This window comes from Amycolatopsis solani (assembly GCF_033441515.1).
Lineage (GTDB): Bacteria > Actinomycetota > Actinomycetes > Mycobacteriales > Pseudonocardiaceae > Amycolatopsis > Amycolatopsis solani.
Map to the genome: position 1 here is coordinate 4,033,164 of NZ_JAWQJT010000001.1, position 15,131 is coordinate 4,048,294.

Annotated in this window: 1 protein-coding gene; it reads left to right on the forward strand. The window is 73.5% G+C overall.

Features of this window, described 5'->3' with window-relative positions:
* The first annotated feature begins 27 nt into the window (after positions 1 to 27).
* Positions 28 to 15,111 (forward strand): type I polyketide synthase, encoded by a 15,084-nt coding sequence (locus tag SD460_RS18770; RefSeq protein ID WP_318306443.1) that lies wholly within the window; start codon positions 28 to 30, stop codon positions 15,109 to 15,111.
* The last annotated feature ends 20 nt before the right edge of the window (positions 15,112 to 15,131 follow it).

Sequence of the window (15,131 nt, forward strand, 5' to 3'; positions counted from 1 at the left end):
TGACTGGACGAACGGATGAGGTTGGCGATGTCAGAGCAGGACAAGCTCCTCGAGTACCTCAAGCGCGTGACGGCCGACCTGCACCAGACCAGGCAGCGGCTGCAGGCGGCGGAGGCGGCCGAGCAGGAGCCGATCGCCATCATCTCCCTGGCCTGCCGGTACCCGGGCGGGGTCGCCTCGCCCGAGGACCTGTGGGACCTCGTCGCGACCGGCACCGACGCGATGTCGGCCTTCCCGGACGACCGCGGCTGGGACGTCGAGCGCATGTACGGCGAGGAAGGCGCCCGCGCGGTCGAGGGCGGTTTCGTCCCCGACGCGGCCCGGTTCGACCCCGGCCTGTTCGGCATCTCGCCGCGCGAGGCGCTGGCCATGGACCCCCAGCAACGCCTGCTGCTGGAGACGTCCTGGGAACTCCTGGAGCGCGGCCGCCTCGACCCGTTTTCCCTGCGCGGCAGCCGAACCGGTGTGTTCATCGGAGCCAACGCGTCCGGCTACAGCAGCACTCTGTCGTCGGCGGCCGGGTCCGAGGGCTACCTGCTGACCGGTGAGGCGCCGAGCGTCATGTCGGGCCGGCTGTCGTACACCTTCGGGCTCGAAGGCCCATCGGTCACTGTGGACACCGCGTGTTCGTCGTCGCTGGTCGCACTGCACTGGGCGTGCCAGGCGCTGCGGCAGGACGAATGCGGCCTCGCACTGGCCGGCGGCGTGACGGTGATGGTGAGCCCGCTGGCGTTCGCCGAGTTCAGTCGCCAGCGCGGGTTGGCCTCGGACGGCCGTTGCAAGTCCTTCGCCGACGCCGCCGACGGCACCGGCTGGGGCGAAGGCGTCGGCATGATCCTGCTCGAGAAGCTGTCCGACGCCCGCCGCAACGGCCACCGCGTCCTTGGCGTGATCCGTGGTTCCGCGGTGAACTCCGACGGCGCGTCGAACGGGCTGACCGCCCCGAACGGCCCATCGCAGCAACGGGTCATCCGCCAGGCACTCGCCAACGCCGGTCTGTCCACATCGGACGTCGACGCGGTCGAGGCCCACGGCACGGGCACCGCACTGGGCGACCCGATCGAGGCCCAGGCCCTGCTGGCGACGTACGGCCAGGACCGCCCCGCGGACCGCCCGCTGTGGCTCGGGGCGCTGAAGTCCAATATCGGGCACACGCAGTCGGCGTCCGGCATCGCGGGCGTCATCAAGATGGTCATGGCGCTGCGGCACGAGGTCCTGCCGCGCACCCTGCACGTCGACGCCCCTTCGTCCGAAGTGGACTGGACGGCGGGCGCGGTGGAGTTGCTGACCGAGCCCCGCCCGTGGCCGGCGGGGGAGTCTCCCCGACGTGCCGGCGTGTCCGCTTTCGGGGTGAGCGGCACGAACGTGCACGTGATCGTCGAGGAAGCTCCGGCGGCCGAGCCCCTGGAACCGGCGGCCCCCGCCGCCGGCCTGCTGCCGTGGGTCATCTCGGGGGCGAGCGACGCGGCCCTGCGCGAGCAGGCTCGCCGGCTGCTGGACGCCGATCCCGACCCGGTCGACGGCGGCTACTCCCTGGCGGTCACCCGAGCGGGGCTGGCCCGCCGCGCGGTGGTACTCGGTGCGGACCGTGAGGAGCTGCGGGCGGGTCTGGAGCGCATCGACGACGCTGTGACGGGCACGGCCGACCCAGACGCGTTGCTGGCGGTGTTGTTCACCGGCCAGGGTGCCCAGCGAGTCGGCATGGGCGAGGAGCTCTACTCTCGCTTCCCTGTCTACGCCGAGGCCTTCGACGCGATCCTCGCTCACTTCCCCCCAACCCTCCGCTCTGCCCTCACGGACCCCGAGCTCCTGGATCGCACCGAGTTCACCCAGCCGGCGCTTTTCGCCGTCGAGGTCGCCCTTTACCACCTGGTCGAGTCTTTCGGCGTCCGCCCAGACTTCGTCGCCGGGCATTCGATCGGCGAAATCTCCGCCGCCCACGTCGCCGGAGTCCTCTCCCTGGAAGACGCCTGCCGCCTAGTCTCGGCCCGCGCCTCCCTCATGCAGGCCCTCCCGCCGGGTGGCGCGATGGTCTCCATCGCCGCCCCCGAGTCAGCCGTCACCCTCACCGACGGCGTGTCGATCGCCGCGGTGAACGGCCCCGAGTCGGTAGTCATTTCCGGTGACGAGGCTGCGGTCCTGGCCATCGCCGCGCAGTTCCCGAAGACCAAGCGCCTCACCGTCAGCCACGCTTTCCACTCGCCGCTGATGGACCCGATGCTGGAGGACTTCCGCGCGGTCGCCGAGTCTCTGACGTACCGCTCTGCGACGATACCGGTGATCTCGAATGTGAGCGGTGCTCTCGCCGAGCCCTTCACCGCCGACTACTGGGTGCGGCACGTCCGGGAAGCAGTCCGTTTCGCCGACGGGATCGCCACCCTCAAGGCCGAGGGCGCGGGCATCTTCCTCGAGCTCGGCCCCGACGGCGTGCTGAGCGCGATGATCGATGGAACCGTGAGCAGTGCTCTGCGACGAGAGCGCTCTGAGGAGAGAACACTGCTCTCAGCATTGAGCACTGTTCACGTGCACGGTGTGGACGTCGACTGGGCCGCGTTCTACCCGGGCGGCCGCCGCGTCGACCTGCCCGCGTACGCCTTCCAGCGGGAACGGTTCTGGCCACGTGGAGGCGTGGCCCACGGCGACGCGGGTTCGCTCGGTCTGGGCGGTCTGGACCACCCGCTGCTCGGTGCCGCGGTCAGCCTGGCAGGTCACGACGGCGTCGTCTTCACCGGACGGCTGTCCCTCGAAACCCAGCCGTGGCTCGCCGGGCACGCACTGGGCGGGGCGGTCCTCGTTCCGGGTACGGCGTTGCTGGAACTGGCCGTCCGCGCGGGTGATCAGGTCGGCTGCGACCTCGTGGACGAGCTGACCCTCGAAGCTCCGCTCGTCCTGCCCGACCGCGGCGGCGTCGCGATCCAGGTTTTCGTCGGCCCGGCCGATGGCGCCGGGCGTCGCGAACTCACCCTGCACTCGCGTCCGGACGACGGGTCCACCCCCGGCCAGGACACCGACACGTGGACCCGCCACGCCAGCGGCCTCCTCGCCACCGGCGCCCCGCAGGCCGTGGAGCTGACGGAGTGGCCACCGTCCGGCGCCGAGCGCGTCCCGACCGACGGCCTCTACGACGGACTGGCCGGCCTCGGCTTCACGTACGGCCCGGCCTTCCACGGCTTGCAGACGGTGTGGCGACGCGGCGAAGACACCTTCGCCGAAGTCACGCTGCCCGAGGAGTTCCAGCCCGACGCGGCCACGTTCGGCCTGCACCCGGCCCTCCTCGACGCGGCCCTGCACCCACTCGGCCTCGCCGCCCCCTCGGACAAGCCGTCGACAGACACCGGCGGCATGCCGTTCTCCTGGAGCGGCGTCGCCCTGCACGCATCCGGCGCGACGGCCCTGCGAGTCCGCCTGTCCCCGGCCGGCGACAACGCGGTCGCAGTGACGGTGCACGACCAGTCCGGCGGCCCCGTCGCCACGGTGGGTTCCCTGGTCCTGCGCCCGATCGCCGCCCCCACAGCTCCAACCCAGACCGGCTCCCTGTTCCGCCTCGACTGGACGACGATCCCACCCGCCCCCGCAACCGACGCGGTAGTCCTCGGCCCGGACACGTTCGGCCTCGGTCTCCCGCTCATCCCGACCCTGGACACCGACGCGCCGGTCGTCTTCGCCGCGGTGGCCACCGCCGCTGCAGCCGTACCCACCTTCGCTACTGCAGCCGCACCAGCCGCCACTGCTGCCGAGGCCCGCGCCGCCGCAGTCGCCTCCGCTGCCGCCGCGCCCCCTGTCCCCTCCACCCCCGCCCCAGGCGTCGCGAATGACTCATTCGCGACCTCAGACGTCCCGAATGAGTCATTCGCGACCTCCGTCCAAGCCGCCACCCACCAGGCCCTCGCCCTCATCCACGACTGGCTCGCCGCCGATCGACCCGGCCGGCTGGTCGTCGTGACCCGCAACGCCGGCACCGATCCCGCCGCGGCCGCTGTCCAAGGTCTCGTCCGCTCCGCCCAGTCCGAACACCCCGGCCGCTTCCAGCTGCTCGACCTCGACGGCGCCGCACGACCGGACCTCGCCACCCTGCCCGCCACCGAACCCCAACTCGCGCTCCGCGACGGGAAGTTCACCGCGCCCCGCCTGGTCCGCGCCCACAGCGGCGCCCTCACCGTCCCCGCGGAGCCGTGGCGTCTCGCGAGCACCACCCGCGGCACCCTCGACGGCCTCACCCTCCAGCCGGAACCCGAACCTGAACTCGGCGCCGGCGAGGTCCGGGTCGCCGTCCGCGCCGCCGGGATCAACTTCCGCGACGTCCTGATCGCGCTCGGCATGTACCCCGACCCGGACGCCGTGCTCGGGTCCGAAGCCGCCGGCGTCGTCACCGAAGTCGCGCCCGGCGTCACCGGGATCGCGCCCGGTGATCGCGTCATGGGCCTGTTCACCGGCGCCTTCGGCCCCACCGCGGTGACCGACGCCCGGCTGCTCGTCCCGGTGCCCGAAGGCTGGACCTTCGCCGAAGCCGCCTCCGTGCCCGTCGCGTTCGTCACCGCCTACTACGCGCTGTTCGACCTCGGCGGTCTCGACGCGGGCCAGTCCGTGCTCGTCCACGCCGCGGCCGGCGGGGTCGGCATGGCCGCCGTCCAGCTCGCCCGCGCGAAGAACGCCCAAGTGTTCGCCACGGCGAGCCCGGCCAAGCACGACGCCGTCCGCGCGCTCGGCGTCACGAACATCGCCTCCTCGCGCGATCTCGAGTTCTCCCAACGGTTCCTCGACGCCACCGGCGGCCGCGGCGTCGACGTCGTCCTCAACTCGCTCACCGGGTCCTTTGTGGACGCCTCGCTCGACCTGCTCCCGCGCGGCGGCCGGTTCCTCGAGATGGGCAAGACCGACCTGCGCGACCCGGCCGCCCGCGACGGCGTCGCCTACCTCCCGTTCGACCTCGGCGACCCGGGCCCGGACCGCATCCAGGAGATCCTCCGGACCCTCCTGACGCTGTTCGCGAACCACGAACTGACCCCGTTGCCCACCAAGGCGTGGGACGTCGTCCGCGCGCCGGACGCGTTCCGGTTCATCAGCCAGGCCAAGCACGTCGGCAAGAACGTCCTCACCGTCCCGGCCGCCCCGGACCCCGACGGCACCGTCCTCGTCACCGGCGGCACCGGCACCCTCGGCGGCCTCCTGGCCCGCCACCTCGTGACCACCCACGGCGTCCGGCGCCTGCTGCTCACCAGCCGCCGCGGCTCGGCCGCACCCGGCGCGGCGGAACTCGCCGCCGAGCTCACCGCGCTCGGCGCCGACGTGCGCGTCGAAAGCTGCGACGTCACCGACCGCGCCGCCCTCGCCGCGCTGCTGGCTTCGGTGCGCCTGACCGGTGTCGTGCACACCGCGGGCGTCCTCGACGACGGCGTCGTCGAGTCCCTCACCCCCGAGCGGCTCGACGCGGTCGTCGGGCCCAAGGTCGACGCCGCGCTGAACCTCCACGAGCTGACCCGCGACCACGACCTCGCGTGGTTCGCGCTCTACTCCTCGCTGGCCGGGGTCGCCGGCGCGGCGGGCCAGGGCAACTACGCCGCCGCCAACGCCGCCCTCGACGCGCTCGCCACCCGGCGCCGCGAGCAAGGGCTGCCCGGCGTGTCGCTCGCCTGGGGCCAGTGGGCCGAAGCCAGCGGCATGACCGGCACCCTCGACGACGAAGACCTCTCCCGGATCGCGCGGTCGGGCATCGGCGCCCTCGCCACCGGGGAAGCACTGGCGTTGTTCGACGCGGCCCAGGTGGCCGGCGCCGGCTGCGTCGTCCCGGTGCGCGTCGACCTCGCCGCGCTGCGGGCGCAGGCCGAGCACCTGCCGACGTTGTGGCACAGCCTGGTCCGCGTACGCACGCGCCGCGCGGCCGGTCCCGTGGCGGGCCACGGCGGACTCGCCGCGAAGCTGGTCGGCCTCAGCGCGGACGACGTCCGCCGCTTCTTCCTCGACGTCGTCCGGACGCACGTCGCCGCCGTCCTCGGCCACGACGGCGCCGAGGCCGTGGAGCCCGCGAAAGCGTTCAAGGACCTCGGGTTCGACTCGCTGACCGCCGTCGAGCTGCGCAACCGCCTGACCGCGGTGACCGGCCTCCGCCTTCCGGCGACGATCACCTTCGACCACCCGAACCCCCAGGCACTCGCCGCGCTGCTGCAGGCCGAACTGGGCGGTGACGCCGGACCGGACACCCCGGCGGTGGTCACGACGGTCGCCGACGACGACCCGATCGCCATCGTCGCGATGAGCTGCCGCTACCCGGGCGAAGTGACGTCGCCGGAGGAACTCTGGCACCTGGTCGAGACCGGCGGCGACGCCCTCACGGCGCTGCCCGCCGACCGCGGCTGGGACCTCGCCGCGCTGGACGCCGCCGAGGGCGGGTTCGTGCACGACGCCGGTGGTTTCGACGCCGAGTTCTTCGGCATCTCGCCGCACGAAGCCCTCGCCATGGACCCGCAGCAGCGGCTCCTGCTGGAAATCTCGTGGGAAGCCTTGGAGCGCGCCGGGATCGACCCGCGCTCGCTGCGCGGCAGCAGCACCGGCGTGTTCGTCGGCGCGGCGCACCAGGCATACGGCAGCGGCGTGGCCGAAGTGGCCGCCGGCGTCGAGGGCCACCTGCTGACCGGCAACGCGACCAGCGTCGTCTCCGGCCGCGTTTCCTACACCTTCGGCTTCGAAGGCCCGGCCGTCTCGGTCGACACGGCGTGCTCATCGTCCCTGGTCGCCCTGCACTGGGCGGTCCAGGCCCTGCGCCGCGGCGAATGCGACCTCGCGCTCGCGGGCGGCGTCGCCGTGATGGCGCAGCCGGGCATGTTCGTCGAGTTCGACCGTCAGGGCGGGTTGTCCTCGGACAGCCGCTGCAAGGCGTTCGCGGAGGCGGCAGACGGCACCGGCTGGGGTGAAGGCGCGGGCCTGGTGCTGCTGGAGCGCCTGTCCGACGCCCGCCGCAACGGGCACGAAGTCCTCGCCGTGGTCCGGGGTTCCGCAGTGAACTCCGACGGCGCGTCGAACGGCCTGACCGCCCCGAACGGCCCGTCCCAGCAGCGGGTCATCCGCGCCGCGCTGGCCGGCGCCGGGTTGCGACCGTCCGAAGTGGACATGGTCGAAGCGCACGGCACCGGAACCACCTTGGGTGACCCGATCGAGGCGCAAGCCCTGCTCGCCACCTACGGGCAGGACCGCGACGAGCCGCTGTGGCTGGGCTCGCTCAAGTCGAACATCGGGCACACGCAGGCCGCGGCGGGGGTCGCGGGCGTGATCAAGGTCGTCATGGCGCTGCGCCACGGCGTCCTGCCGCGCACCCTCCACGTGGACGCGCCCTCGTCCCGCATCGACTGGGAGTCCGGCGCGGTCGAGCTGCTCACCGAAGGACGCCGCTGGCCCGAGACCGGCCACCCGCGTCGCGCCGGGATCTCGTCGTTCGGCATCTCCGGCACCAACGCCCACACGATCATCGAGCAAGCCCCGGCCACCGCTGCCACCGCTGCCACCGCCGTCGCCGCGCCGGAGCACGGGGTGCTCCCGTGGCTCCTCTCCGCCCGCGACGCCGACGCCCTCACCGCACAGGCCGACCGCCTCCGTGCGCACGTCGAGGCCCGGCCGGAGCTTTCGCCGGTCGACGTCGGCCATTCCCTGGCCCACTCCCGCGCCGCGCTCGACCACCGGATGGTCGTTTTCGGCGAGGACCGCGCGGAACTGCTGGCCGCGTTGGAAAACCCGCCGGTCACCGGCATCGCCCGTCCGGACCGCCGCCTGGCGGTGCTGTTCACCGGCCAGGGCGCGCAGCGGGTCGGTATGGGCCAGGAGCTCTACTCTCGCTTCCCGGTCTACGCCGAGGCTTTCGACGCGATCCTCGCCCACTTCCCCCCAACCCTCCGCGAGGCCCTCACCACCCCCGAACTCCTCGACCGCACCGAATTCACCCAACCGGCCCTCTTCGCCGTCGAAGTCGCCCTTTACCGCCTAGTCGAGTCCTTGGGCGTCCGCCCAGACTTCGTGGCCGGTCACTCCATCGGCGAGATCTCCGCAGCCCACGTGGCCGGCGTCCTGTCCCTGGAAGACGCCTGCCGCCTGGTCGCCGCGCGCGCCTCCCTCATGCAAGCGCTGCCCGAGGGCGGCGCGATGGTCTCGATCGTCGCCCCCGAATCCGCGATCACCCTCACCGACGGCGTGTCGATCGCCGCGGTGAACGGCCCGGAGTCGGTCGTCATCTCCGGCGACGAAGCCGAAGTCCTCGCGATCGCCGCACAGTTCCCCAAGACCAAGCGCCTCACCGTCAGCCACGCCTTCCACTCGCCGCTGATGGACCCGATGCTCGAGGACTTCCGCACCGTCGCCGAGTCCCTGACATACCGCTCTGCGACGATACCGGTGATCTCGAATGTGAGCGGTGCTCTCGCTGAGCCGTTCACCGCCGACTACTGGGTCCGCCACGTCCGCGAGGCAGTCCGTTTCGCCGACGGCGTCGCCACGCTGAAAAAAGCGGGCGCCGACGTGTTCCTGGAGCTGGGCCCCGACGGCGTCCTCAGTGCGATGATCGATGGAACCGTGAGCAGTGCTCTACGACGAGATCGCTCTGAAGAAAGAGCACTGCTCTCGGCGTTGGGCACTGTTCACGCCAACGGCATCGACGTCGACTGGGCCGCGTTCTTCCCCGGTGGGCGCCGGGTCGACCTGCCCACCTACGCGTTCCGGCACCGGCGTTACTGGCTCGCCGGCGAGCCCGGCACCACGGCCGGCACCGCGTCCGGTGGCGACTCGGGGTTCTGGGACGTCGTCGCGAGCGGCAAGCTGGCGACCGAGCTGGAGCTGGACGACGATGTCGCCGCGGCGGTGACCCCCGCCCTGTCCGCCTGGTACCGGCGGAAGCGCGAAGAGTCCACTGTGGACTCGTGGCGGTACGGCGTCACCTGGCGCCCCGTCACGCCGGCCGCCGCTGCGGGGGCCGGGAACTGGCTGCTGGTCGTGCCGGAGTCCGGCGAAGCCGGTGTCGTGGCCGGAATCGCGCAGACGATCCTCGAACGCGGTGGCCGGATCACCCCGGTCCGGATCGACCCGTTGCTCCCGCGCGTCGAGTTCGCCGAGCGCCTGCGCGAAGCACTCGACGGCTCCGAAGTGGACGGTGTGCTTTCACTCCTGGCCCTCGCCGACAAGGGGATCGCCGCGGGGACGGCCACCCTGCTCCAAGCCCTCGGCGACCTCGGCACGGGCGGCCGGCTGTGGTGCCTCACCCGGGGCGCGGTCGCGGCCGTGCGGGCCGACGCCGTCGAAGCGCCGGTCCAGGCCCAGGTCTGGGGCCTCGGCCGGACGGCGGCCATGGAATACCCCCAGCGCTGGGGCGGCCTGATCGACCTCCCGGCCGAACTGGACGACCGCGGTCGCGAACGGCTTGCCGCCGTGCTCGCCGGCCCCGAGGACGAGGTCGCGTTGCGCCCGTCCGGCGTCTTCGCGCGACGCCTGGAACGCCGTGCCGCGACGCCGGGCGAGGCCTGGCAGCCGCGGGGAACCGTGCTGGTCACCGGCGGCACGGGCGCGCTCGGCGCCCAGGTCGCCCGGCGGCTGGCCGACGGCGGGGCCGAGCGGCTGGTGCTGCTCAGCCGCCGCGGACCCGCCGCACCTGGCGCCGAGGAGCTGGAAACCGAACTCACCGCGCTCGGCTGCGAGGTCTCGATCGTCGCCTGCGACGCCGCCGACCGCGACGCCTTGGCCGCGGTGCTCCCGGACGACCTGCGAGCGGTGGTGCACACCGCGGGCGTCCTCGACGACGGCGTCATCGAATCCCTGACGCCGGAACGGTTCGACGCCGTCCTGCGGGCGAAGGCGACCGCCGCCGAGAACCTGGCCGCGCTCACCGCGGACCTCGACGCCTTCGTCCTGTTCTCTTCCATGGCCGGCGCGTTCGGCGCGGCGGGCCAGGCCAGCTACGCCGCGGCCAACGCGCACCTCGACGCGCTCGCGCAGCAACGGCGTGCCGCGGGCCTGCCCGCGGTCTCGATCGCCTGGGGCCCGTGGGCGGGCGACGGCATGGCTGCCGGGGACGCCGAAGCACGACGTCGGCTGCGTGCCGCCGGCGTCGGTGCTCTGGAGCCCGGCCTCGCGCTCGACGCGCTCGCCGCCGACGCCACCGGTGACGCGCCGGTCGCGGTGGTGGCCGACCTCGCCTGGGACGTCTACCTCCCGGCACTGCGGGCCGTCCGGCCCCGGCCGCTGTTCACCGGGTTCGCCGAAACCGCCGAAATTCCAGTAGCGGCGAAGGAAGAACCGGCGGGCCTGCTCGCCCGACTGTCCGAAGAGGACGGCGGCCGGAAGGTCCTCGACCTGACCCGTACGCACGTCGCGGCCGTCCTGGGTTATCCCGACGCCGCGGCGGTCGACGCCGGGCGCGCGTTCTCCGAGAGCGGGTTCACCTCGCTGACCGCGGTCGAACTGCGCAACCGCCTCGACGCGGCGACCGGGCTGAGCCTGCCCGCGACCCTCGTCTTCGACCACCCGACGCCGGCCGCGCTGGCCCGGCACCTGCACCGCGAACTCCTCGGCAGGCAGCCGGAACCGGTCGAGACCGGCCCGGCGCCCGCCCGCACCGACGAGCCGATCGCGCTCGTCGCCATGGGCTGCCGGTTCCCCGGCTCGGTCGCCACGCCGGACGACCTCTGGCGGCTCGTCGCGGACGGCGTCGACGCGATGACCGGCCTGCCCGAAGACCGCGGCTGGGACCTCGGCGCGCTCTACGACCCGGAGCACGGCAAGAGCGGCCACAGCTACGTCCGCGACGGCGGTTTCCTCGACAGCGCGGCGGAGTTCGACGCGGCCTTCTTCGGGATCTCGCCGCGCGAGGCCCTCGCCATGGACCCGCAGCAGCGCCTGCTGCTCGAGATCACCTGGGAGGTCTTCGAACGCGCCGGCCTCGACCCGCATTCGCTGCGCGGCAGCCGCACCGGCGTGTTCGCCGGCACCAACGGCCAGGACTACGCCGGTCTGCTCGGCGCGGCGGGCGAGGAGGTCGGCGGCTTCATCGGCACCGGTAACGCGGCCGCGGTCGTGTCCGGGCGGCTGGCCTACGCGTTCGGGCTCGAGGGCCCGGCCCTCACCGTCGACACCGCGTGCTCCTCCTCGCTGGTCGCCATCCACCTCGCCGCCCAGGCCCTGCGCCGCGGCGAATGCGATCTGGCGCTGGCGGGCGGCGCGACGGTGATGTCGACCCCGGCCACCTTCGTCGAGTTCAGCCGCCAGCGCGGCCTCGCTTCGGACGGCCGCTGCAAGGCGTTCGCCGAGGCGGCGGACGGCACCGGCTGGGGCGAAGGCGCCGGCCTCGTGCTGCTGGAGCGCCTGTCCGATGCACACCGGAACGGCCACCGGGTCCTCGCGATCGTGCGCGGTTCCGCCGTGAACTCCGACGGCGCGTCCAACGGCCTGACCGCCCCGAACGGCCCGTCGCAGCAGCGAGTCATCCGGGCCGCACTCGCCGACGCCGGGCTGTCCACTTCGGACGTCGACGCGGTCGAAGCACACGGCACCGGCACCACCTTGGGCGACCCGATCGAGGCCCAGGCGTTGCTGGCGACGTACGGCCAGGAGCGCGAAACGCCGCTGTGGCTCGGTTCGGTGAAGTCGAACATCGGCCACACCCAGGCCGCGGCGGGCATCGCCGGGGTCATCAAGATGGTGCTGGCCATGCGTCACGGCGTCCTCCCGCGGACCCTGCACGTCGACGCGCCTTCGTCCCACGTGGACTGGACGGCGGGTGCCGTCGAGCTGCTCACCGAGCCGACGCCGTGGCCGGAAACCGGCCGCGCCCGTCGCGCCGGGGTGTCGGCCTTCGGTGTCAGCGGCACCAACGCCCACCTGGTCCTCGAAGCGGGGGAACCGGAGCCGGTCGCGACCGTCCGGAGTGGACTCACGCTCTGGCCGCTGTCCGCTCGCGACGAGCAGGCGTTGCAGGACCAGGCCCGCCGCCTCCGCTCGGCGGTCACCGACGGCGTACCCGCGACCGAGGTCGGCCGCACCCTGGCGACCGGCCGCGCGGCTCTCGAACACCGGGCCGTCGTGCTCGGTGACGGCACCGGCGAACTCCTTGCCGGGCTGGCCGACCTGGACAACGCCGTCCGCGGCACCGCGACGTCCGGCGGGCGCCTGGCCGTGCTGTTCACCGGCCAGGGGGCGCAGCGCGCCGGGATGGGCCGGGAGTTGTACGACCGGTTCCCGGTGTACGCCGACGCGTTCGACGCCGTGTGCGCCGAGTTCGACGGCCTGCTCGACGCGTCCCTGCGCGAGATCGTCTTCGACGGCGGCGACCGCCTCGACCGAACCGGCTACACCCAGCCCGCGTTGTTCGCGGTCGAGGTCGCACTCCACCGGCTCGTGACAGCGTGGGGCGTGTGCCCGGACTTCGTCGCCGGCCACTCGATCGGCGAGCTCGTCGCGGCTCACGTCGCCGGCGTGCTGTCCCTCGAAGACGCCTGCCGCCTGGTCGCCGCCCGCGCCTCCCTCATGCAAGCGCTGCCGGAGGGCGGCGCGATGGTCTCGATCGCCGCCCCCGAGTCAGCCATCACCCTGACCGACGGTGTCTCGATCGCCGCGGTGAACGGCCCCGAGTCGGTAGTCATTTCCGGCGAGGAATCCGCGGTCCTGTCCATCGCCGCCCAGTTCCCGAAAACCAAGCGCCTCACAGTGAGCCACGCGTTCCACTCCCCGCTCATGGAACCCATGCTCGAGAACTTCCGCGCGGTCGCCGAGTCCCTCACGTACCGCTCTGCGACGCTACCGGTGATCTCGAATGTGAGCGGTGCTCTCGCCGAGCCGTTCACCGCCGACTACTGGGTCCGCCACGTCCGGGAGGCGGTGCGGTTCGCCGACGGCGTGTCGACGCTGAAGAACGAGGGTGTCGACGTGTTCCTGGAGCTGGGCCCGGACGGCGTGCTGAGCGCGATGATCGACGGAACCGCGATCAGTGCTCTACGACGAGACCGCTCTGAAGAGAGAGCACTGCTCACTGCGTTGAGCACTGTTCACGTCCACGGCGTCGACGTCGACTGGGGCGCGTTCTACCCCGCCGGGAGCCCGGCCGAGCTGCCCACCTACCCGTTCCAGCGACAGCGGTTCTGGCCCGAACCGGCCCCCGCCGCGCCGGTGTCCGAAGGGGACGCCGAGTTCTGGCGGGCCGTCGACGGCGAAGACCTGGACTCGCTCGGCTCACTGCTCGGCCTCGACGGCGACCAGCGCGCCGCCATCGGGACCGCGCTCCCGGCGCTGTCCGGCTGGCGGCGGGAGTCCCGGGTGGACTCCGCGGCCGACTCCTGGCGCTACCGCGTCGTGTGGCGCAAGCTGCGCGAAACCGGCTCCGCCGTCTCCGGCGACTGGCTGTTCGTCCTGCCGGAGACCCTCGACGACCCCGGCGCGGTGACGGCGGTGGCGGGTGCCTTCGCGACGTCGGGGGCGCGGCCGCTGGTCGTCCGGGTGCCCGAGGACGTCGACCGCATCACCGTCGCGAAGCTCGTCGAGGCCAAGCTGGCCGAGGAAGGCTCCACGCCGGTCGGCGCGCTGTCGCTGCTGGCCTTCGCGGCCGGTGCGCCGGGTTCGGCCGTGGCGGGCGGGCTCCCGCAGACCCTCGCGCTGGTGCAGGGCCTCGGCGACGCGGGCGTCACCGCGCCGCTCTGGTGCGCCACCCGCGGCGCGGTCGCGACGACGGACGGCGAACCGGTCGCGGACCCGGCGCAGGCCCAGTTCTGGGGCTTCGGCCGGACGGTCGCGATGGAACACCCGAACCGCTGGGGCGGCCTGGTCGACCTGCCGGGCACCGTCGGTCCCGAGGACGGGGAGCGGCTGTGCGCGGTGCTCGCGGCCGGCGGCGAGGACGAAGTCGCCGTGCGGTCCGCCGGGGTCTTCGCCCGACGGCTCGTCCGCGACACCGGCACCGGTCCACAGTGGACGCCGTCGGGCACCGTGCTCGTCACCGGCGGGACCGGGGCGCTCGGCGGGCACGTGGCCGCCTGGCTCCTCGGCCACGGTGCCGAGCACGTCGTCCTGGCGAGCCGCCGCGGCGGCGAGGCACCGGACGAGCGCACGACGGTCGTCGCCTGCGACATCGCCGACCGGGACGCGGTCGCGGCCCTGCTGGCCGAACACCCGGTGTCCGCGGTGGTGCACGCGGCCGGCGTGCTCGACGACGGCGTGGTCGACACCCTCACCGGCGACCGGTTCGCCGAGGTCCTGCACGCCAAGGTGACCGGCGCCCGGATTCTCGACGAGCTGACCGGCGACCTCGACGCCTTCGTGCTGTTCTCCTCGCTCGCCGGCGCGGTCGGCGCCGCCGCGCAGGCCAACTACGCGGCCGCCAACGCCGAACTGGACGCGCTCGCCCAGCGCCGTCGCGCGACCGGCCGCCCGGCCGCCGCGATCGCGTGGGGCCCGTGGGCGGGGGACGGCATGGCCGCCGAAAACGCGGACCGGATGCGGCGCGCCGGGGTCACCCCGCTGCCACCGGCGGAGGCCGCGGCCGCGCTCGGCCGGGTCACGCACTCGCAGGTCGTCGCCGACATCGACTGGGACACCTACCTGACCGGTCAGAACCGCCCGCTGTACGCGGAACTGGCGCCGGCGGCACCGGCCGTGGAAGTCCACATCGGACTCGCCGACCGGCTGACCGGGCTGTCCCCGGCAGATGCGGGCGAACTGGTCCTCGACGTCGTCCGCGAGCACGTCGCGGCGGTGCTCGGCCACGGCCGGGCGGCGGGCGTCGCCCCGGACCGGGCGTTCAGCGAAACCGGCTTCACGTCGCTGACCGCGGTCGAGCTCCGCAACCGCCTCGACCGCGTCACCGGGCTGAGCCTGCCCGCGACGCTCATCTTCGACTACCCGTCGCCGGCCACCCTGGCCCGGCACCTCACCACGGAACTGGTGGGCGACGAGCCCGCGCCGCGCGGGGTCGACGGGCTGCTCGACGAGCTCGGCCGGCTCGGCGCGAGCCTGGGCGACGCCGACCGGGCCCGGGTCGCCGAGCAGCTGCGGCTGCTCGCGGCCGGCTGGGCGGGCGAAGCCGCCCCGAGCCTCGACACCGCCAGCGACGAGGAGATGTTCGACCTCCTCGGCAAAGAGTTCGGCATCTCCTGATCCGGCGCCCGCTACTGCAT

Coding starts and splice junctions, on each gene's coding strand:
- SD460_RS18770 (WP_318306443.1), top strand. CDS start 28: ATGTCAGAGCAGGACAAGCTCCTCGAGTACCTCAAGCGCGTGACGGCC.